18 protein-coding genes are annotated in these 20,166 nt (G+C 63.2%); 9 read left to right on the forward strand and 9 right to left on the reverse strand.

Going from position 1 to position 20,166, the window contains the following annotated elements:
• Positions 1–2 precede the first annotated feature (2 nt).
• From GWK36_RS05820 to GWK36_RS05850, 6 genes are all read right to left on the reverse strand, one after another.
• Complete coding sequence (locus tag GWK36_RS05820) at positions 3–2,918, reverse strand: DUF4350 domain-containing protein (RefSeq protein WP_166270342.1); 2,916 nt, start codon at positions 2,916–2,918, stop codon at positions 3–5.
• A complete protein-coding gene (locus tag GWK36_RS05825; RefSeq protein WP_166270343.1) occupies positions 2,911–3,846 on the reverse strand; it encodes an ABC transporter ATP-binding protein in 936 nt (311 codons plus the stop codon). Before GWK36_RS05825 ends, GWK36_RS05820 begins: the two co-directional genes overlap by 8 nt.
• A 183-nt stretch (positions 3,847–4,029) precedes the next feature.
• Positions 4,030–5,019 carry a YhdH/YhfP family quinone oxidoreductase gene (locus GWK36_RS05830; RefSeq protein ID WP_166270344.1) on the reverse strand — a complete coding sequence of 330 codons (990 nt, stop codon included), beginning with the start codon at positions 5,017–5,019 and terminating at the stop codon, positions 4,030–4,032.
• A gap of 236 nt (positions 5,020–5,255) precedes the next feature.
• Positions 5,256–6,398, reverse strand: a complete 1,143-nt coding sequence (locus GWK36_RS05840) for an IS3 family transposase (RefSeq protein WP_166270345.1) — start codon at positions 6,396–6,398, stop codon at positions 5,256–5,258.
• Positions 6,399–6,530: 132 nt separating this feature from the next.
• On the reverse strand, positions 6,531–8,051 hold the full coding sequence (locus GWK36_RS05845; RefSeq protein WP_166270346.1) for a fumarate hydratase: 1,521 nt from the start codon (positions 8,049–8,051) through the stop codon (positions 6,531–6,533).
• Positions 8,052–8,178: 127 nt separating this feature from the next.
• Positions 8,179–8,337: a hypothetical protein gene (locus GWK36_RS05850; protein ID WP_210756870.1), complete on the reverse strand. Its 159-nt coding sequence runs from the start codon at positions 8,335–8,337 to the stop codon at positions 8,179–8,181.
• A 154-nt stretch (positions 8,338–8,491) separates the two neighbouring features.
• Between GWK36_RS05850 and GWK36_RS05855 the strand changes: the two genes are divergently transcribed.
• The 8 genes from GWK36_RS05855 (at position 8,492) to GWK36_RS05885 (ending at position 14,305) form a co-directional block, all read left to right on the forward strand.
• Entirely contained in the window at positions 8,492–9,484 is a 993-nt protein-coding gene (locus tag GWK36_RS05855) for a FecCD family ABC transporter permease (RefSeq protein ID WP_166270348.1), read from the forward strand.
• Positions 9,485–9,520: 36 nt separating this feature from the next.
• Positions 9,521–10,309, forward strand: coding sequence for an ABC transporter ATP-binding protein (locus tag GWK36_RS05860; protein ID WP_166270349.1), 789 nt, complete (start codon positions 9,521–9,523; stop codon positions 10,307–10,309).
• Between the two features lie 363 nt (positions 10,310–10,672).
• Positions 10,673–11,173: a phosphodiester glycosidase family protein gene (locus GWK36_RS05865; RefSeq protein ID WP_166270350.1), complete on the forward strand. Its 501-nt coding sequence runs from the start codon at positions 10,673–10,675 to the stop codon at positions 11,171–11,173.
• 20 nt (positions 11,174–11,193) lie between these two features.
• Positions 11,194–11,520, forward strand: a complete 327-nt coding sequence (locus GWK36_RS14855; RefSeq protein ID WP_210756871.1) for a hypothetical protein — start codon at positions 11,194–11,196, stop codon at positions 11,518–11,520.
• Entirely contained in the window at positions 11,489–12,154 is a 666-nt protein-coding gene (locus GWK36_RS14860; RefSeq protein WP_246237798.1) for an RNA-guided endonuclease InsQ/TnpB family protein, read from the forward strand. The genes GWK36_RS14855 and GWK36_RS14860 overlap by 32 nt, the downstream gene beginning before the upstream one ends.
• 156 nt (positions 12,155–12,310) lie before the next feature.
• A complete protein-coding gene (locus tag GWK36_RS05875) occupies positions 12,311–13,192 on the forward strand; it encodes a cytochrome c3 family protein (RefSeq protein WP_246237723.1) in 882 nt (293 codons plus the stop codon).
• Positions 13,193–13,241: 49 nt separating this feature from the next.
• Positions 13,242–13,400, forward strand: coding sequence for a hypothetical protein (locus tag GWK36_RS05880; RefSeq protein WP_166270352.1), 159 nt, complete (start codon positions 13,242–13,244; stop codon positions 13,398–13,400).
• Between the two features lie 182 nt (positions 13,401–13,582).
• Positions 13,583–14,305, forward strand: coding sequence for a nuclease-related domain-containing protein (locus GWK36_RS05885; protein WP_166270353.1), 723 nt, complete (start codon positions 13,583–13,585; stop codon positions 14,303–14,305).
• On the opposite strand, the gene GWK36_RS05890 is transcribed toward GWK36_RS05885, so the two are convergent.
• A complete protein-coding gene (locus tag GWK36_RS05890; RefSeq protein WP_166270354.1) occupies positions 14,265–14,684 on the reverse strand; it encodes a cobalamin biosynthesis protein in 420 nt (139 codons plus the stop codon). The two genes, GWK36_RS05885 and GWK36_RS05890, sit on opposite strands and share 41 nt — an antisense overlap.
• Positions 14,685–14,789: 105 nt before the next feature.
• On the opposite strand from GWK36_RS05890, the gene GWK36_RS05895 reads away from it, so the two are divergent.
• Positions 14,790–16,112 carry a cobyrinic acid a,c-diamide synthase CobB gene (locus tag GWK36_RS05895; RefSeq protein WP_166270355.1) on the forward strand — a complete coding sequence of 441 codons (1,323 nt, stop codon included), beginning with the start codon at positions 14,790–14,792 and terminating at the stop codon, positions 16,110–16,112.
• Between the two features lie 49 nt (positions 16,113–16,161).
• Here GWK36_RS05895 and GWK36_RS05900 read toward each other — a convergent pair whose 3' ends face one another.
• Together GWK36_RS05900 and cbiE are read right to left on the reverse strand one after the other, a co-directional pair.
• Positions 16,162–18,624, reverse strand: a complete 2,463-nt coding sequence (locus tag GWK36_RS05900) for a heavy metal translocating P-type ATPase (RefSeq protein ID WP_166270356.1) — start codon at positions 18,622–18,624, stop codon at positions 16,162–16,164.
• A gap of 190 nt (positions 18,625–18,814) precedes the next feature.
• A complete protein-coding gene (gene cbiE, locus GWK36_RS05905) occupies positions 18,815–20,047 on the reverse strand; it encodes a precorrin-6y C5,15-methyltransferase (decarboxylating) subunit CbiE (RefSeq protein ID WP_246237725.1) in 1,233 nt (410 codons plus the stop codon).
• Between the last annotated feature and the right edge of the window lie 119 nt (positions 20,048–20,166).

Raw genomic sequence — 20,166 nt, forward strand, 5'->3', positions numbered from 1 at the left:
GTTCATTGACCTCCAACACCTAGGATCGCAGCGTGATAGCGTGCGCGCTGGGCGCGTGCGCGCCGATATAGCCAATAGACCAGGATGAGCCCAGCCGCTGCGAGCAGATAGTTCAGGGTCTCTAGGAACAGACGGGTCTCACGCCCAACCGGATCGAGCAGGCGGCCGAATTGACCCCGTCCGCGCAAAGACAGGAGCGCTGGATCCTCGAGCGACCAATCGATCGCATTCTGAATCAACTCGAATGGCTTAAAATAACGGGTCTGCATGGCCTCGTTGGCCAGGCTGATGGCGGTATCGCTCAAAAAGCTCGCCGACCCGATCAGGATCAGCCGCGCCGATTCGGGCGAGCTGTCGATCACCCGCGAGATCTTGGGCGACCTCTTGCCCTTGTCACCTTCGTCCTTGGCGGGTTCAGCGCCCTCTTCTTCGGGCGTGTCCTTGGGTTGATCCTGTTGCTCGAGCAGGGGCGAGGGCTTGCCGGCGAATGCCGATTCAAACCGCCCCTCGACCGCGACGGCGAGTAGCTTGCGCCCGCGGTCTGAACCGCGCGCAAACCCCAAGGGTCCATGTGCCGCGAAATCGGGCTGCATGTCCTCAGACTCGCTGGTCCAGGCATCCGGCGAGCTTTGGATCAGGGGAGTCACCCTGCGGTTGGCCGTCTTTGCCTGATCTACACCGATCGGTGAGACCCAATTGAGCGTAATCTGGCCGAGGCCGGCAGTGACCAGGTGATCGGCATTGAGCCCCTCGCCGCGGATATCCGGGAAATAGGGATAGTCCAGCGTCTGGATCTCGCGGATGACAAATCCACCGACATTGCGCTGAACAGGGATGGGGAAGGGGGTATTGCGCGGGTCGAGCACCAGGCGCGGTTCGAGGGTGAGACCCTGCTGGGCCAGCCAATCCTCAAGCCCGGTCGGGCGCTTGCGCGCACTGATCGCCCCGCCTGCAAGTTTGAGATCAAAGGATGAGGTAGCGATGACCACGGTCCCGCCCTGCATTAGGAACTGATCGATAGCGAAGCGCTGTTTGTCATCCAGACCTTCAGGATCTACCACCAGCAAGAGATCGGCCTCCTCGGGTACCTGTCCTGAGGCAAGATCGGTCGCCCGGACATTGAAGCCGTCCTCAAGCACCTGGCGTAGCAGGTTGTAATCATCGACCGTACCGCCCATGCCGAATAACCCGGCCTCCGGCTGAGGTGTATAGAGCGCGATGGTCCGCAAGACCCCCGGGGCAAAACGCTTGATCGTTGCCTCCATCGCCCGATTTAGACCAGACCGGTCGAGCGACTCGGGCAAGGGCACCGGCAGGCTGCGCGTGCCGTCCTCAAGCACCAAATAGAAATAAAACGGCGTCGGATCGACGAGGCTGGTGATCAGGGGCTCAAAACCATAGCGCTCTCGGATGGTCTTGGCCAGGCTGCCATCCCCAGCGCCCGGGTCCTGGATTTCGAAGTCAAAGCGCCCGTGTGCGCGTCCTTTCAGCTCGGCAAGCAGGGATTCAAGCTCAACGCGCAACTGGGAGAGGGGCTCTGGAAGCCTGTCCGACGCCGAGACGAAGGCGCGCAGGGTCACGGGCTTAGTAAGGCGGGCGAATGGGTCCCCACCGCCCTGATAGCCCTGCAACACCTTACGGATACTGCGGGTGATGTCATATTCCGGGTGACGCAGGCGCACATCGAGATCCATCTCGCCGCGCACCTTGACCTCGATCAGGTCGCGAAAGCCCAGGGTCTCGTATTGATCGCCGTATTTGATCAGGATATCGAAATAGGAATTGACCACCGATGCCTGATACTTGCTTGCAGTCTGGAAGGCGACCGGCTGGATCCCATAGAGCTCGCCGGCCTCGCGCTCGAGTTCAGGCGAGTCTTGCGGATTGACGATCTCGACCCGCACCCGGTCGCCGCCGGCGATCTGATACTCCTTGAGCAGGTCGCGAAGCTGGGGGATCAGCGGCGCAAGCAACGGATGGGTCTGGGCGCTGAAATAACCGCGGATGAGGAGCGGTTCTTGGAGTTGGCCCAGATAGGTCCGAGTCGCCTCTGACAGGCTGTATTGCCGACCTTCGGTCAGATCCAGGCGGGCGCCCGCGATCCCCTGGAGCCAGAGATTGGCTGCGATCAGATTGGCGATCGCCATCCCGGTGACCAACCCCCAGCGGCGATGATGGCGCGGATTGGCTTCGGGCTCGGCCCAACCCAGGCGCTCCAGGCTATAGATGGTCAGGGCGAGGAAGACGCCGGTGAGGCTCAGATAGTAATAAAGGTCCCTGAGATCGATGACCCCACGGGTGATCGAGTCAAAGCGCGCACCGCTCCCTAAGAGACGCAGGACCTCCCCCGTGTCATGTCCTACAAAGCTGGTCAGCGCCGGCGAGCCGATGGCATAGAAGGCAGCGCCGATCAGGGTGGTGCCGATCAGGGCGACGAGTGGGTTGTCGGTGCGCGCCGAGACAAAGAGCCCGATCGACACATAGGCCGCAGCCAAGAGCAAGGCGGCCAGATAGGCCCCGATCACCGGACCCCAATCGAGCGGCCCAAGCCAGGAGACCGTCAGCGGTAAAGGCAGGGTGAGGGCAAGGGCGACCGCAACCAGCGCCCAGGCGGCGAGGAACTTGCCGAGGACCAGCTGATAGGTCGGAACCGGCAGGGTGAACAGGACCTCGATGGTGCCGGCGCGCCGCTCCTCGCTCCACAGACGCATGGTGAGTGCGGCGCACAAAAAGATCAAAAGGACCGGCATCCATTCAAACAGGGGGCGCGCATCGGCGATATTGCGCGCAAAAAAGGCATCCACCCAAAAAAAGACAAAGAGCGAGATGGCCAAAAAGGCCCCGATGAAGATATAGGCCACCGGCGAGCCGAAGAAGGACCAGAGCTCGCGCCGGGCAACGGCCAGGATCTCAGGCATGACCCACCTCCATCTGTTCCAAGGTCACGGCGCCGAACAGGTCTTCCAGCCGATGGCGCTCAATCTCCAGGCCGTGGAGCGCCCAACCCTGCCGACAGACGGCCTGGGCGACGCGCGGCGCAACCTCCTCCGGCTGCGCAGCGGTCAGGGCAAAGCGGCGCACCTCCCCTGACGGATCCAAGACCTCAACCGAAGACACGCCCTCGATCCCGCCGAGCACAGACAGGGCCTCGTCCGCCCCGCCGATCCTGACCACCAGGCGCGGCGTTCCCCCAAAGGCATCGAGTCGGCCATCGAAGGCCAAGCGCCCCGAGCGCATGATCAGCACCCGCGCGCAGATCGCCTCGACCTCTTGCAGGATATGGGTGGAGATGATCACCGTGGCTTCTTGGGCGAGCTCGCGGATCAGGGCGCGCATGTGTTGGATCTGGCTGGGGTCTAGGCCATTGGTCGGCTCGTCCAGGATCAGGATCCTGGGTTCGTGCAGGATGGCCTGGGCCACCCCCACCCGTTGGCGATAACCGCGCGAGAGGGTGCCGATGGTTACCGTCGCCTTGGCACCCAGTTCAGTCCGTTCCACGGCGCGACGGATGGCATGCAGACGGCGGTCGGGCGGCAGGCCAAGTAAGGTGGCCTGATAATCCAAGGCATCCAAGACCGTCATCTCAGGATACAGCGGACAGTTCTCGGGCAGATAACCGATGCGGCGCTGGGCGGCGCGACGCTCTTGGGCCAGATCTAGGCCATCGATGCGGATCGTCCCGCTGCTCGGCTCGAGATAGCCGGTCAGCATCTTCATGATGGTGGTCTTACCCGCCCCGTTGTGCCCGAGCAGTCCCAGAATCTCCCCCTTCTCGATACGGAAGGAGACGTCCTGGACCGCCTTGAGGGCGCCATAGGAGCGGCTGAGGTGTTCAACCTCGATCATGACCTTCTCCTGGTTTTTCATGCGATATTGCTAGCTCCGATGGGCGCGGGTTTAAACCACAATCGCCGTATAGGCGCAAGGGGGGAATAAGGCCGCGCCCAAGCGCGTCCCTCAGACCAGGCGCGAGACGATTAGTTTCTTCCTCTTCGCCTAGGACTGCTCAGCCGCAGCCTGGGGCCCTGCCTAGCCTACCTGTGGCTTGACTAAGATCCGCCCATGGGTCTGGCCGGCCAGCATTCGCTCAAAGGCGGCAGGCAGTCCAGCAAGCCCGATGGTCTCGGTGAGGATCGATTCAAGATCTGGCCGCCAGGGTCCGGCCAGCCGCTGCCACAGGGTACGGCGCAATGGATTGGGGATATCCACCGAGTTACACCCCAAGAGGCTGACCCCGCGCAGGATCAAGGGCATGACGCTGAGATTCAACTCCGAGCCCCCGGCCAGACCTACGACAGCGATATTGCCATTGGGGACAATGGTGCGGCTGATCTGGGAGAGCAGCTCGCTGCCAACGGTATCGATCGCCCCGCCCCAGCGGGCATGTTCTAGCGGGCGGGTGTGACCGGCAAATGCCTGGGGATCCATGACCTCTTCCGCCCCCAGCCCCTTCAGCCAATCCTTGAGCCCTGGCTTGCGCGACACGGCGACGACCCGATAGCCCAGGCGCGCCAGCATCGATATGGCCAGGGAGCCGACGCCACCGCTTGCCCCTGTTACCAGAATCGGTCCATGCCCCGGGTGTTGGCCATTGACCTGTATCCGCTCGAGCGCCAAGGCAGCGGTTAGACCCGCTGTCCCGAGGATCATGGCCGAGCGCGCATCGAGCCCCTCCGGCATTGGCACCAACCAGTCACCAGGCGCGCGTAGATAGCCGGCATAGCCGCCGTCATGCTCGACCCCTAGACCCCAGCCGGTGGCGATGACCGGATCGCCCGGCTGAAAGTCCGGATGCTGTGAAAGCTCGACCCTGCCCGCTGCATCGATCCCGCCGGTCAGGGGAAAGCGGCGCAGGATCCTGCCGCGACCGGTGCCGGCAAGCGCGTCCTTATAGTTGACGCTGGCATAATCAACCCGCACCAAGACCTCGCCCGCAGCCGGGCCTGGCCGCTCCAGGGGTTCGATCGCGATGCGATGTTGGGGGTCTTGGTGGATACGGCAGGCAGGGTAGCTGGTCATGGTGCAGTCGGCCTCGGTGAGTCTGCGGATGGCGCTGTCGCCTAAGGGGCGCAGTGGCTGGGTGATGGATGCTGATCTTAAGGACGGTCGATGCCTCTTTCCTGTCCCAGGCCTCCAGCACCAGTCGGCGGGTGCGGTATTCGCCGAACTGGCGGATTTCGTTCTTCTTGAGGACGCGGAAAGTTTCGGGGGGGTAGTGAGCTTCCCTCTGTTTTTCGTCTTCCAACCTATTGGCATTATGCCGCCAATTTCTGCTCATGCTGAGCGCTGATCCAGCCCTCCAGGAACTTCATGGGCGAGGCGTAGCCGAGCGGCGAATGCTTTCGCCTGCGGTTGTAGAACGGCTCGATATAGTCGAACAGATCGGCCGCCGTTGCATCCCGCGTGCCGTAGCGGGTGCCATGCACCCGCTCATTCTTCAAGCTGTTGAAGAAGCTCTCGGTCGGCGCGTTATCCCAGCAGTTCCCCTTGCGGCTCATCGAGCAGATCATGCCATACTCTTTCAGCCGCGCCTGGAAGGGGCCACTTGCATACTGGCTTCCCCGGTCGGAGTGATGAATCAGCCCCGGGGTCGGCTTCTTGCGGAACCACGCCATGGTCAGCGCATCGATTACGATGTCCGCCGTCATCCTTGGCTTGATCGACCAGCCCACGACTTCCCTGTTGAACAGATCGAGGACCACGGCCAGGTAGAGCCAACCTTCATCGGTCCAGATGTAGGTCAGATCAGCCGTCCAGACCTGATTCGGCGCTACCGGCAGGCTGTGCCTGGAATCCGTCGTCGCCTTGAATCGCCGCTTGTGGCGGGCACGGATACCGTTCTCGCGCATCAGGCGTTCGACGCGTTCCTTGCTCTCCGGAAAGCCGCGCTCCCGCAACTCCCGCGTGATGCGCGGGCTGCCGTAGGCCCCTTTCAGTTCAGCGTGGATGGCGCGGATCAGCGCCAGCATCTGCGTATCCGTGAGCCGTTTGCGTTCCGCCGTGCCGCCGCGCTTCCAGGCGCGGTAGCCGCTGGCGCTCACCGCCAGCGCCTCGCACATTCCCGTCAGTTCGAATTCCTTCCGATGCGCGTCGATCCACGCGTACTTCATAGCGCATCCCTCGCGAAGTACGCCGTGCTTTTTTAGGATTTCGTTCTCGCGCTTGAGCCGAACGTTCTCCGCCCGCACCCGCGAGAGCTCCATTTGCTCCGGCGTGACCGGCTTCGTGCCAGGGCCGTTGAGCTTGCCCGCCTCGAACGCCTTGACCCAGTTGCGCAGCGTCTGCTCGATCAGCCCCAGCTCCTTCGCTACCACCCCAACCGTCTGGCCCGTCTTTACCCGCTTTACCGCCAACTCCCGAAATTCGGCCGTGTATTCCTGCTTCGGTATCTTCTTCAACTTCGTTACTCCTTCCAATCTACGGGGCGTTATACCCCATCCCTTGGAAGACGAAATTTCGGGGGAAGCTCGGTCACAGTAGAAGAGACATCTGCCTTTCTCGATAGGCGCAGAATAGTTGGGCCTTGGGTCCTAGCTGCCGATCACCGGGATGACCCCAAGCTGGCCACGCCAAATGGCCGGGCCTGTCTCATGGATGGCCTGACCCAGGCTATCGACCGCGACGGTCACCGGCAGGTCCTCCACCTCAAACTCGCGGATCGCCTCCATCCCCAGGTCCGGAAAGGCAAGCAGACGTGCGGCGCGGATCGATCGAGAGATGAGATAGGCCGCCCCGCCGACTGCGATCAGGTAGACCGCGCCGAAACGGCGGATCGACTCAATCGCTTGCGGTCCGCGCTCACCCTTGCCGATCATGCCGAGCACCCCTTGCGCCAATAGGGGTTCAATGAAGCGATCCATACGGCTGGCAGTGGTCGGTCCGGCAGGCCCGATGACCTCATCGCCTACCGGATCGACCGGCCCGACGTAATAAATCAATCGATTGCTGAGATCCAATCCCTCTGGTAAGGGCTCGCCGCGCGCCATGAGCTCGACGAGACGCCGATGGGCCGCATCGCGTGCCGTCAGGATCCGCCCAGAGAGCAACAGGCGCTCGCCGGCGCGCCAGCTTGCGACTTCCTCGGGCGTGAGGGCCTCGAGATTGACGCGCCGGGCGCTAGGATCAGGGGTCCAGATGATCGGCGGCCAGTCCTCGAGGCGCGGGGGCTCAAACCGAGCTGGTCCGCTGCCATCCAGGGTGAAGGCGATATGGCGGGTCGCCGCACAATTGGGGATCAGGGCCACGGGGAGAGAGGCGGCATGGGTGGGAAAGGTGCGGATCTTGACATCCAGGACCGTGGTCAGCCCACCTAGACCCTGCGCCCCGATCCCTAATGCATTGATCCGCTCATAGAGTTCAAGGCGCAAGGACTCGATGGGGTCCTGCGGTCCGCGCGCCTTGATCTCGGGCAGGTCGATGGGATCGAGGAGCGATGCCTTGGCCAAGAGCATGGCCTTTTCCGCCGAGCCGCCGAGCCCGATGCCGATGATCCCCGGCGGGCACCAACCGGCGCCGAGCTTGGGGATGGTCTCCAACACCCAAGCGACGAGGTCATCGCCGGGATTGAGGACCGCAAACCGGGCTTTATTCTCTGAGCCTGCGCCCTTGGCCGCCAGATGCACCTCGAGTCGATCACCTGGGACCAGCTCGGCATGGACCACCGCTGGGGTGTTGTCGCCGGTATTGCGCCGCGCGCCCAAGGGGGGGGCTACGACCGAGGCGCGCAATGGATTATGGGGATCGAGATAGGCCCGCCTGACCCCTTCGTCGATCAGCTCCTGGAGGCTTTTGTTGCCCTCCCAGCGTATCCCCATGCCAACCTTTACGAAGGCCACCACCATCCCAGTGTCCTGGCAGATAGGTCGCCGCCCCGCAGCGCAAAGGCGGGAGTTATAGAGGATCTGGGCGATGGCATCGCGCGCCGCCGGCGACTGTTCGCGCGCATGGGCCGCGGCCAGGGCATGGATGAAGTCGGGCGGGTGATAACAGGAGATGAACTGCAGCGCCTTGGCGACGCTGTGGATCAGGTCTTGGTCACGAATCAGGGCCATGAGCGCTTGGGGTATGGATAAATGCCTTCAAGTTTAGCGCCATCGCCGTCCGACCCCAATGCCCAGGGTCTGCTCTTATTGATCCGATTGATCCGAAACCAATTGATCCGAAACCAATGAACTTGTATTACGCGGCATCATGGAGCTTGGGATGCTGGAAGTAGCGCATGACGCGTTGGGGGGAATTGAGAAGGCGGAGAAGGCGGCGCAGGTGGCTGACGGTCGCCTTCTTCAGATCGCCCTTGGTGCGGGAGGGCGCCTGCTCGTCTGCACTGCATGCCAGCATCAAATCGGGGTAGTCATCCAAGGGGCGAACAAGCACAAGGCGGCTAAGACCCGGCATCCGCAAGTCACTTGGCAGGTAGCGTCAGTGGACACTCAGACCGCGCGCTGGCAGTGGAGCGATGGTTGTTTCAGACTTTCCCTAAAACCCTGAGATCATGTTCAGTCCTTATCCACTCCTTGGGGCCTTGTGTCTGATGCTCAGCCTGATTGGGCTCGGTCTTGGGCCGGTAGGTCTTGGGCCAGGGGAGGTCCTGGGGGGGCTGATCGGTACTGGACCCGATGGCCATCAACTGATCGTGTGCGAGCTGCGCCTGCCGCGGGTCATGCTGGCCTGGCTGGTGGGGGCGGCGCTCGGGATGTCGGGCGCGGCCTTACAAGGTCTGTTGCGCAACCCGCTTGCCGAGCCAGGGATCTTGGGGATCTCGGCGAGCGCCAGCCTGGGTGCGGTCTTGACCCTGTATTTCGGCCTGACCCTCTTGAGCCCTTGGGTCTTACCGGCTTCGGCCATGCTCTTTGCCTTGAGCGCGACCCTATTGTTATGGGGCCTAACCCGCACCGGCGCCGATCATCTTACCCTGGTCCTTGCGGGGGTCGCGCTGTCTTCACTCGCCGGTGCCCTGACCTCGCTTGCGCTCAATTTTGCGCCCCATCCCACAGATGCCCAGGACATCGTGCTCTGGCTCTTGGGGTCTCTAGCAGACAAGGGTCTCGCCGAGGTGTGGCTCTGTCTGCCCTTCGTCTGTTTGGGATTGGGATTGCTGTTGAGCTGTGCGCCAGCGCTGGACCTTTTAGCCCTGGGGGAGGATGAGGCCCAGACCCTGGGGTTGGATCTCAGGGGATTGCGGGTGCGGGTGGTGTTGGGGTCGGCTCTGTGCATCGGTTCGACCGTTGCCGTGACCGGCGTCATCGGCTTCGTCGGCCTGGTCGTCCCCCACCTCTTGCGTCCTTGGGTCGGCTTTCGCCCTGGGGCCTTGCTGCCGGTCAGCGCCCTGGGGGGGGTGGGGTTGGTGCTGGCAGCGGATCTTGCGGCGCGTCTGGCGCCGACGGCGCGCGAACCCATGCTTGGGGTCATCACCGCCCTGATCGGCGCGCCCTTTTTCTTGGGGCTGATCCTGCGCGGGCGCAGGGAATCATGGGGGATGGGCTAGGTGCCTACTGCCAGCAGTCTATACAGCGCGCACCCTATGCCCCTCAGGCTGGAGGGGGTAGAGGTTTCACTCGGCCGGCGGGTCGTGCTCCATCCCCTGTCCTGTACGATCGAGGCCGGAGAATGCATCGGGATCATCGGACCCAATGGCGCAGGTAAGAGCACCTTGCTTAAGGCCATCGCCCAGCTTTTACCCTATCGCGGCAGGATCTGGCTGGGGGATGAGCCTTTGGATCGCCTTGCGCCCGAGGTGCGTGCCAGACATCTGTCTTATCTCGCCCAGGCCGATCGGGTCTCTTGGCCGCTCGCCGCCTATGACCTGGTGGCCCTCGGGCGCAGGCCCTATCGCCGCGGTTGGCAGTGGGGCGATGATGGCCTGAGCGAGAAGGACCGGAAGGCGATCGAGGAGGCGATGCGCGCGACCGATTGTTGGTCGCTGCGCGCGCGCTCGGTCGAGACACTCTCGGGCGGTGAGCGGGCGCGGGTGCGTCTGGCGCGGGCGCTTGCGGTCGAGGCGCCTGTACTCTTGGCCGATGAGCCAGTGGCGGCGCTCGATCCACGCCATCGGCTCGAGGTCATGGCACTCCTGCGCGCCCAGACCGAGGGCGGCAAGGCCGTCATCATCGTCCTCCATGACCTCAGCCTCACCAGCCGGTTTTGCGACCGCCTGTTGCTCCTCGATCGCGGCCAATCGGTCGGGTTTGGCCCAGCCCTCGAGGTCTTGAGCCCGGAGTCCTTGGGTGCCGTCTATGGCATCGAGGCCCTGATCGGCCGCTATCGGGGCGAGCCCTATGTCTTACCTTGGTCTTGTCATGAGATGCCCTGATTGCTCGGTACTCCAGGAGCGCTGTTCTCGCAATCCTTGTTTTAGTGTGGCGCGGGTTCATCTGCGGCCCTGTAGGCATTTCGGTATCATGAGGCGCCCGGTGCTCGGACGGTTTGGCATGAGGTGCATGGGCCGCCCGTTCGGTCGGATGCGGTTGCGATGGTACAAGGGGAAGTACGGGGGAGTGCGTGGTCCCGTTTTTCGAGGAAGGCCGATGCGTGTCTTGCAGAGGGTGATTTTGGGCTTGTGGCGCGGCCTTTTAGCCTTTTGGGGTGGCAGGGCGCTGTCTGCGCGCCTCCGCCTCTTTGGCGCCCACTGGAGGGAGCGGCGGAATCTGCGTCAACCGCACCGGTGGCCTATCAGATGCGTGTCATCGGGTCGCCAGAGGGTCGGCGACTGCATATCCATCTCGCACTGTTTGACTCACGGCGTGCGCGCTTAGCGGTGCTCGATCTCGGGCCTGGGCTCAAAGCCGATTGGCGCGAACAGGTGCGCGCCGCCTGGCTCGTTGCCGCGGTCAACGGCGGTTTTTTTCACCCCGATGGCTGCCCGCTCGGGCTGGTGATCGCCGAGGGTCAGGCCAGCAACCGCATCGAGACAGGCAAACCCTTGAGCGGGGTGCTCTATGGCGATGCGCGGGGGATCCATCTCATGCGCCTTCAGGCATTTGCGCTGTACCCGGGCATCGACGCTCTGATTCAGGGCGGCCCCTATCTGGTCGAGGCGGGGCGGGCGGTGCGCATCCGATCGCGAGGGGTGAGCGAGCGGCGGACCTTTGTCGAGACCGACTGGCGTGGGCACTGGCTCTTGGGTGCCACCCAGGAGCCAACCCTAGCATTACAAACTGTGCGTGATAGTGGATAATTTTCCACATAGAAAGCACGATGATGCGCACAGGCAAGGCGGCGAAGCGGCTTGGCGTCTCGGACAAGACCATTTGCCTGCCCAAGAGCGGTGAGGTCGCCATGACCGAGGCGTTGTGCTTCGATGGCAAGATTCTTGGTGCGACCGTTTCGCATACTGCGGATCGCAGGTTCGTCGCCGTTCAGGTTGAAGTGGTCGATGCTGCGTTCTATCGCAGGTGCATGAAACGACTGGTGTTGACCTGGGCGTTGAGGCGGCGGCCAGGCTTTCCAATGGCGAGTCTGTTGAATCTCCTCTGCGCTTCGTCGTCTCAGGATTCGAGGCAGACGCCTTTCTTGCAAGGTTGAGGCGGCCAAGGTCGGGGCTGGGTTTGCGCCAAGTGCCAGACTGCCAAAAGGCACAAGGCTTCCGATCTTGAAGAATCGAAGGAAATCCTCTGCGATGTTGGCAAGGCTGCACGCACGCATTGCCAATGTCCGAGCGGACTTCACACATAAGCTCACGACCCAGCTCTGCCGCGAAAACCAAGGGGTGGTGATTGAGGATTTGAACGTCAAGGGCATGCTGGCGAACGAACGGCTTGCCCGCGCCATCAGCGACCTGGGCTTTGGCATGTTCTGCTTGCAGATGGAATACAAGGGGAAATGCTACGGCGTCTGGTTGGTTTTAGCTGATCGCTGGGATCCGAGCAGCCGCCTGTGTTCGGTCTGTGGTTGGGAGAATGAGATGTTGGCGTTGAAGGATCGGGAATGGACGTGTCCTCAATGCGGCACGCGCCATGATCGGGACATCAATGCCGCGCTCAATCTCAAACGGCTGGCAACCGCAACTGCCCTACCCGTGGCGAGTCCGTCCGGTAACGGCGGCGCTACAGCAGAGAGGGTCTCTGCCGTAGTCGGGAAAGTCACGCCTGTCAGAGACGAATGCGCTCCGCATTCGGGGCAGGAAGAGCACAGCGCGCCTGTTTGCGCACTGTCTTGAGAGCAGATGGATCTCGGTGATCTGGCCCAACGCGGGATTAGACTCTGGTAAACACTTGCACATAAGGACCAAGCGATGGGGTCGATCATGGGGTCACCCTGGGCCAAGACCAGGGCCAGATACTTGGGGGCGGTACTGGGCCTCCTATTAGGAGGCATGGGGGAGAGCGAGGCGGGCATTGAACTGAGGCTGGGGACTACCAATGCCGATTGTCTGCGCTGTCACCGCATGCAGACCCTCGCCTATCGCGACCGGAAGACGGGGGAGATCATCGATCTCTCTATCGATCCCCAGCGGTTTGCCCGCTCGGTCCATGGGGCGGCGGCCTGTATCGACTGTCATGAGGGGGGCTTCGACCGCTATCCCCATTCGCCTGAGTCTTTGGGTCAGCGTCTGAGCTGTCTCGGCTGTCATGAGCAGGACGAAAGGCTTTCGGAGCGCGACTATCGCTTCGCGACCATCCGCGATGAGTTCAACGCCAGCATCCACGCCACCTCAGATGCGCCAGAAGCCCAGGGGTTCGATTGTCACCGTTGTCATGACCCCCATGTCTTTCGCAACGCCCAGATCGGTCAGCCGCTCGCCGAGATCGTGCGCGCCGATAACCAGCTCTGCCTGTCGTGCCATGAAGCGGTCCGCAAATCAGGAAGCGGGGCGCATCTGTGGCTGCCCAAGCGCGACAAACATTGGGCGGCGGTGCGCTGTCTCGAGTGTCACACCCCTTTGACCCCGGCGGGTCAGCCGGTCTCGCACCAGATACTCGCCGCCAAGGACAGCAATACCGACTGCGTCAACTGTCATGCCAAGGAGTCCAGGCTCCTCGATCGCCTCTATCGCTATCGGGCCGAGAACGATCTCAAAGGCCGCGGCCTCTGGTCGCAGGCGATCTTCAATGAATCCTATGTCGTCGGCATGAGCCGCAGCCCCCTGCTCGATGCCCTGGGGCTGGGTCTGATCGCCCTGACCGTCTTGGGACTTGGGGCACATGCCTGGGGGCGTTATCTCGCCTACCGGCGTTTCAAGGGGAGCCAACCCTAGTATTACAAACTGTGCGTGATAGTGGATAATTTTCCACATAGAAAGCACGATGATGCGCACAGGCAAGGCGGCGAAGCGGCTTGGCGTCTCGGACAAGACCATTCGCCTGCCCAAGAGCGGTGAGGTCGCCATGACCGAGGCGTTGTGCTTCGATGGCAAGATTCTTGGTGCGACCGTATGGCGGCTCATCGACCGGATTTTATTGTGATCCAGGGGAAGGGCAGGCGCCGATCCTGCTGCGCCCGCTGCGACCGGTGCGTAATCTGGTCGGGATGCGGCAGCGGTGATGGTGCCTGAGTCTTGAGACGGACGTAGGCCATGCAGGAGCTCGGTTTACCCTCCGCCCTGTTGTCTATGGGAGACGGGTCCCAGACCGCTTGGCGCCCCCTCTTGTGGTCGATCCCCGCGGTGCTGTTGCTCTTGGCCCTGCATTTCTGGCGGCGCGCCTGTGGGCGACGGCTTGCCGGACAGCGGGGCGAGCGCTTGGTGGGACGGGCGCTCGCAGGCCTGTGTCCGGCGGTGCTGCATGACCTGATCCTGCCGCTCGGTAAGGGATGGACCCAGATTGATCATGTCGCACTCACGGCAAAGGGGCTTTTGGTGGTAGAGACCAAACACTACCGGGGTCTGATCCTGGGTCGGGCAGATGATCCCCATTGGTGTCAGCGCCAAGGTCGGCGGCGTCGGCTCTTTCAGAACCCATTGCGTCAAAACGCCCTGCACATCCAAGCCGTCGCCGATCTCGGTTTAGGGGTGCCTGTGTTGGGGCTAGTGGTATTCACCGATGCAGCTGTCTTTCCTCATGGTCGACCGGCGGGGGTATCTGCGCTCGCCAGTCTGAAAGAAGACCTTGCCTCCTGGCTGTATGATCGGCCCTCGCCGCGGTTGCGTTGCGCCTTTCAGCGGCTTGTGCAGGCGGAGGAGCGCGGGCGGGTGATGCGCCGCGCCTTTAGGCGCCAGCAGTGGGTGCAGCGGAGGTGGGATAATGATCTTGTCGCAGCTTGGACCTGTCTGATCGCTGCGAGCCTGGTCGCCTTGGGTTGTGGTTTGGTTGAGGTCACAGCCGCGTACCCTACATGGCCCTTGGGCCTATTTGGGCGATGGCGAGGGTGATGGCCTTGCCCTCAGCGTCGCGATAGACCTGTTTGGAGACGAGGAGCGAGGGGGTACCCTCGCCGCGGGCGCTCAGCTCAGCCGCGGCCAGCAGCGCCGCTGCCTCGGCCACACTCGGGGTGCCTAGGGTCAGGTGGACGCGGGTTGAGGGGTGTGCGACCGGAACCTGAGCGAGCGCTGAAGATGGATAACAACGCAGTGGCCAGCCCTGGATGTGTGCAAGCTCGCGCAAGACGGGATCGGTGGATTTCTGGAGATGGCTGGCCAGGCAGCACACCGCGACCGGGTCAAGGGGTTTGAGGAGCGACTCGATCGACTGTTTGAGCGTCTCGCAGCGGATGCCTTGTTGGAATCCGAGCCCAATAGTGATCTCGATCATGAGGCAGAAGTAGACGATGCTGGGGTATGCATACAAAGAGGCCAGGAAGAGGCCGGCGCTTACCAAGATACCACCCCTCCTCAAGATGCCTCTGGGGAAAGATGCATGACCGCTGAGCGCCATTGCCCGGCCCTGTTCATCGGCGCCTGTGCCTCGGGTCAGGGCAAGACCACGATCGTCGCGGCCCTGGCCCGTCATCATCGCCGCCAAGGCCGGCGGGTGCGGGTGTTTAAGACCGGACCCGATTTTTTGGACCCCATGATCCTCGAGCGGGCGAGCGGCGCGCCGGTCGAGCCTCTGGATCTGTGGATGGTGGGCGAGGCGCTGTGTCGGCGCAAGCTCTATGAAGCGTCGGGTGAGGCGGACCTGATCCTCATCGAGGGGGCGATGGGTCTCTTCGACGGCGCACCCTCGGGGGCGGATCTCGCTGCGGCCTTCGGCATCCCTGTCCTGGCCTTGATCGATGCCCGCGGCATGGGCCAGACCCTGGGTGCCGTTGCCATGGGGTTGATGCACTATGGTGCCGCCAAGGGGATTGAGTTCTGGGGCATCTCCGCCAATCGGGTGGCAAGCGCGCGTCATGCCGAGATGATCGCCGCCGGGATGCCCCCCGAGCTGCCTTATCTTGGCCCCATCCCGCGTCTGGAGGCGGTGCTCCCGAGCCGGCACCTTGGGTTGGTACAGGCCGCCGAGATCCCGGAGCTCGACGCCCGGCTCGCTGCCGCCGCCGATCAGATACAGGACCTTGCGCTCGCCCGCTTGCCCGAACCCTGCCGTTTTGTCCCGCCTACCCAGCCCGCAGGCGGTACGACCCTTCTGCCAGCGGAAACGAAGGCCCTGCAAGGTCTGCGCATCGCCGTGGCGCGCGATCTGGCCTTTGCCTTCATCTATCCCGAAAACCTGAAGTTGCTTCAGGCGCTCGGCGCCGAACTGATCTTTTTCTCCCCCCTTGCCGATCAGTGCATCGAGGCCGATGCCATCTGGCTGCCCGGCGGCTATCCCGAGCTTCATCTCACTGAACTTGCAGCCAATCGCGCGATGAAACAGTCCCTACATGCCCATGCGCGAGCCGGACGGCCCATCTATGCCGAATGCGGCGGGATGCTCTATCTCCTGGAGCGCCTGACCGATCATCAGGGTCAGACCGCTGAGCTGATAGGCCTCTTGCCGGGCGAGGGGCAGATGCAGGGGCGGCTAGCGGGACTGGGGATGCAGTCGCTGGTGCTGCCACAAGGCGAGCTGCGCGGTCATAGCTTTCATCACTCGACGATGCGTACCCCCCTTGCGCCGGTGTCTTTCGGCAGGCGGCAGGCGGGCGGACAACCCGGCGAGCCCTTCTATCACTGCGGACCCATCCGCGCGAGCTATCTGCATCTCTATTTTCCTTCAGCGCCACGTACAGCAGCGGAGCTATTCATGGTGTCTTAAGAAGGGTGCGCAATGTGTATCCTGCTGAGTTCCACCCGGTTGAGAGATCTCACCACCGCAGCCGCAGGCTGTTGAAGACTACGAATAGGCTGGACAGGCTCATCGCCGCGGCAGCGAGCATGGGATCGAGCAGCCAGCCGGTCAGCGGATAGAGGGCCCCGGCGGCCACTGGGATCAGCAGGACGTTATAGCCATAGGCCCAGAAAAAATTGACCTGGATGGTGCGCAAGGTCCGACGCGCGAGTATGACAGCCGAGGGCACCCCTCGCGGGTCGCCGCGCATCAGGATCACCTCCCCTGACTCGATCGCGATGTCTGTCCCGGTGCCGATGGCAATCCCCACCTCCGCCTGGGCGAGCGCCGGGGCGTCATTGATCCCATCCCCAACGAATGCCACCCGCCGGCCTTTGGCCTGTAGGCGGGCGATCCAAGCGGCTTTATCGGCTGGCAAGAGGCCGGCGTGGACCTCGGCGATCCCCAGCACCTGGGCGACCGACTCGGCGACTACTGGACTGTCTCCGGTCAGCAGCGCCACATTCAATCCCTGCGCCTTTAGGCGCGCGACTGCCTCTTGGCTTTCTGGCTTGAGCGGATCGGAAAAGGCAAAACAGGCGAGCAGCCGCTGCTCCTGGGCGAGATAGAGCAGGCTGGTGGGCAACGCATTGATCGTCTGGCCGTCTGCGGGTGCCGCATCGGAAGCGGAGGTAGGGGCAGATGGTTGGGCGGATACAGCGCCGAGATCGACGCCGAGCTGTTTGAGCCAGGCCGGCGAGCCGACGGCAATTGCCCGGTCATCGACCGAGGCGCTTATCCCGCAGCCAGGTTCGGACCGAAAGGATTGCGGTTCAATGAGTGTCAGATGGCGCTCGCGCGCGGCGGCCACGATCGCGCGCGCCAGCGGGTGTTCGCTGCACTGCTCGACCGAGGCGGCAAGCGCAAGCGCCTGCGCCTCATCGATCCCAAAGGTCTGGATGCCGACCAGCTCAGGGCGTCCTTGGGTGAGGGTCCCGGTCTTGTCAAAGGCAATGGTCTCGATGCGCGCAAGCGACTCGAGCGCGGCGCCCTCGCGCAAGAGAATCCCGAGCTCTGCTGCCCGCCCGCTGGCGACAAGGATAGCGATCGGGGTCGCGAGCCCCAGGGCACAGGGACAGGCAATCACGAGCACGCTGACCGCAGCGATCACTGCCTGATCGAGTGCCGGTCCCCAGACCAGCCAGCCGACCAAGGTCAGGGCTGCGATCGCCAAGACTGCTGGAACAAAGACTGAGGCGATGCGATCGGCCAGGCGCTGGATCGGCGGCTTGCTTGCCTGGGCGGTCTGGACAAGCTTAAGGATCTGACCCAAGACCGAGTCGGCACCGGTGCGAGTAACACGATACTTGAGGGCGCCTGTTTGATTGAGCGTCCCGGCGAAGAGCGAATCGCCCACGCCCTTGGCAACCGGCATGGGTTCTCCGGTGAGCATCGACTCATCGAGCGTACTCTGACCCGCGATCACCACCCCATCAACGGGGATGCGCTCGCCTGGGCGCACCCAGAGCACATCGCCTGGGATCAGGGTATCGACCGGCACCTCGGTCTCACCTGCATCGGTTAGCAGATGGGCGGATTGGGGCCTGAGCGCTGCCAAGGCGCGGATGGCATCCGCGGCTCGCCCCTTGGCGCGCGCCTCGAGCAGGCGCCCGAGCAGGATCAGGGTGATGATCATGGCCGCCGATTCGAAATAGCGATGGGCGGCTCCAGGCGGAAAGGCCTGCGGCAGGATCAAGACGAATAACGAATAGCCGAATGCTGTACCGCTCCCCAAGACCACCAGGCCGTCCATCTCCGGAGTCCCTTGGACCAGCTCCTTGACCCCCCGCTGCCAAAAACGCCTGCCTGCCCAAAACACCCCAGGCGCAGCGAGCAGACACTCAACCCAACCCCAGACTGCAGAAGGCGCCAGAGTCTCCATGACCCCGGCGAGCTTGTGCCATATCATCGGTCCCATGGTGATGGCGAGGAGTGGCAGGCTCAGGGCAGCGGCGAGCAAGAGATCGCCTCCGAGCGCCCGTTGTTCGGCGCCTTCTGCCTGGTCTGCGACGGATTCTGACGACTCGGTTAGCTCAGCGGTATAACCGAGGGTGCGGATCTGGTGGATCATTCGCGCGGCAGTCAGGTTTGTCGGCAGATAACGGATCTCGGCTGAGCCGGTGGCGAGATTGACCGCAACCTCCAGGACGCCCGGTAGCGCCCGCAGGCTTTTCTCTAGGCGGGTGACGCAGCCAGCGCAGCGCAGGCCCCCGATCTGGAGAAGCAAGGATTCAATGCGTGCTGGATAACCCGCCTCGTCCAGGCGTTCGATTAAGGGACCGAGCGAGCTAGGCGCCAGACGCACCTGGGCCAGACCGCTTGCTAGATCCACGGCACAGGACTCAACCCCTGGTTGTTCGTTGATCAGACGCTCGACCCGTGCCACGCAAGAGGCGCAGTGGAGGTTAGAAAGACTGAGGCACAGCTCTTTGGGGTTCATCTTGTCCTCACCATTGAGACAGGCGTAAGCTGGGTAGGTAATGCCTAAAAGGTCGCTCGTCACAGCGGCAAGGGCCGGTGGCCAGTGGATTTCGGATCACACCGGATAATGGGGTTAGAAGTGGGATACGCAATGCGTTACTTCAGGGCGTATGCCCTGCGTTGTCACCCTAGGGTGCGCACTACGCACCCTAGGGTTGATTATGGAGGCATAGCAACGCGATCGGCATGGCCGGTCGCCAGGCAGTAAAACGGCCTAGGGGTGCGGCCTGTTCGATTGCAAGGCGGATGAGTTCACCGCCAAGGCGCGCATGCAGATCCAAGAGCCTCGCCTCGCTTTCTAGGGTCACCGCATTGGTGACCAGACGTCCGCCGTTTTTAAGCGCCGACCAGCAAGACTCGAAAACGCCCGGGGTCGTCAGACCTCCGCCGATGAAGATCGCGTCCGGTGCTGGTAGCCCCGCCAGGGCCTCGGGCGCGGAACCATCGATGACCTGAAGCCCGGGGACGCCCAGGGCCTCGCGGTTGCGCTCGATGAATGCCCGCCGTCTCTCGACCGGCTCGATGGCGATTGCCTGACAGCCATCATCGGCGCGCATCCATTCGATTGCGATCGACCCGCAGCCCGCGCCCACATCCCAAAGCAACTCGCCCGGGCCGGGGGCAAGATAGGCCAAGGTCAAGGCGCGGATCGGGCGTTTGGTGAGCTGACCGTCGTTGACAAAGGCGGTATCGGGGAGGGCAGAGCGACGCGAAAGGAAGGGCGTTGGGCCCTTTGCCCGGCACTCGAGCGCGATCAGATTGAGGGCGGCGCATTCGGCGATTGACCAATCGGCGGCGGTTCCTTCCAACCTGCGCTCGCTTCGGCCGCCGAGGTGTTCAAAGACGATCAGGCGGCTTGGACCATAGCCTGAGTCGACCAACAGGCCTGCAAGCTGTGCCGGGGTCTTGCCGTCGGCAGAAAACACCATCAGGCGCGCCCCTGGCGCTAGATAAAGCCTGACCCCAGCAAGCGGCTGGCGATGGGCAGGGATGACCCGCACCTCGGGCAATGACCAGCCCAGGCGCGCGGCGGCCAGAGCGACCGATGAGGGCGCAGGCAGGATGAGCATCTCCTCGATCGGCAGGCGCTCGGCAAGCCTGGCCCCCACACCATAGAACATGGGATCGCCGCTCGCCAGGACGCAGACCGGCTGGCCGCGCAGGGCAAGCACCTCTTCATAGGCGCGCTCGAAGGGGCTCGGCCAGGCGCGCCGCTCCTGGTCCGGTTGCTCGGGGATCAGGGCGAGGTGACGCCCCCCACCGAACAACACCCGCGCCTGGCGGATCGCTGCACGCGCTGCATCGCCAAGACCCGCCAGCCCATCCTCGTTGATCCCGACGACGGTCAGCCAGGCAGATGGAGATCCAGGGGAATTCATCATTGCGTCCCAGATTGCTTCGCTTCGGTTACAATTGAATGAACTAGGGTGCGCATTGCGCACCTTACGTCTTTAGATAGACCTGCTGCGCCTGACAGACCCGCGTGTTTTAATGCCCCGCC

The sequence above is a fragment of the Caldichromatium japonicum genome (assembly GCF_011290485.1).
Taxonomy (GTDB): Bacteria; Pseudomonadota; Gammaproteobacteria; order Chromatiales; family Chromatiaceae; genus Thermochromatium; species Thermochromatium japonicum.

Excerpts from the sequence above, each read along its gene's own strand:
- GWK36_RS05820 (WP_166270342.1), bottom strand. The coding sequence starts at position 2,918 with ATGCCTGAGATCCTGGCCGTTGCCCGGCGCGAGCTCTGGTCCTTCTTC.
- GWK36_RS05825 (WP_166270343.1), bottom strand. The coding sequence starts at position 3,846 with ATGATCGAGGTTGAACACCTCAGCCGCTCCTATGGCGCCCTCAAGGCG.
- GWK36_RS05830 (WP_166270344.1), bottom strand. The coding sequence starts at position 5,019 with ATGACCAGCTACCCTGCCTGCCGTATCCACCAAGACCCCCAACATCGC.
- GWK36_RS05845 (WP_166270346.1), bottom strand. The coding sequence starts at position 8,051 with ATGGCCCTGATTCGTGACCAAGACCTGATCCACAGCGTCGCCAAGGCG.
- GWK36_RS05850 (WP_210756870.1), bottom strand. The coding sequence starts at position 8,337 with ATGCTGGCATGCAGTGCAGACGAGCAGGCGCCCTCCCGCACCAAGGGC.
- GWK36_RS05855 (WP_166270348.1), top strand. The coding sequence starts at position 8,492 with ATGTTCAGTCCTTATCCACTCCTTGGGGCCTTGTGTCTGATGCTCAGC.
- GWK36_RS05860 (WP_166270349.1), top strand. The coding sequence starts at position 9,521 with ATGCCCCTCAGGCTGGAGGGGGTAGAGGTTTCACTCGGCCGGCGGGTC.
- GWK36_RS05865 (WP_166270350.1), top strand. The coding sequence starts at position 10,673 with ATGCGTGTCATCGGGTCGCCAGAGGGTCGGCGACTGCATATCCATCTC.
- GWK36_RS14855 (WP_210756871.1), top strand. The coding sequence starts at position 11,194 with ATGATGCGCACAGGCAAGGCGGCGAAGCGGCTTGGCGTCTCGGACAAG.
- GWK36_RS05875 (WP_246237723.1), top strand. The coding sequence starts at position 12,311 with ATGGGGGAGAGCGAGGCGGGCATTGAACTGAGGCTGGGGACTACCAAT.
- GWK36_RS05880 (WP_166270352.1), top strand. The coding sequence starts at position 13,242 with ATGATGCGCACAGGCAAGGCGGCGAAGCGGCTTGGCGTCTCGGACAAG.
- GWK36_RS05890 (WP_166270354.1), bottom strand. The coding sequence starts at position 14,684 with ATGATCGAGATCACTATTGGGCTCGGATTCCAACAAGGCATCCGCTGC.
- GWK36_RS05895 (WP_166270355.1), top strand. The coding sequence starts at position 14,790 with ATGACCGCTGAGCGCCATTGCCCGGCCCTGTTCATCGGCGCCTGTGCC.
- GWK36_RS05900 (WP_166270356.1), bottom strand. The coding sequence starts at position 18,624 with ATGAACCCCAAAGAGCTGTGCCTCAGTCTTTCTAACCTCCACTGCGCC.
- cbiE (WP_246237725.1), bottom strand. The coding sequence starts at position 20,047 with ATGATGAATTCCCCTGGATCTCCATCTGCCTGGCTGACCGTCGTCGGG.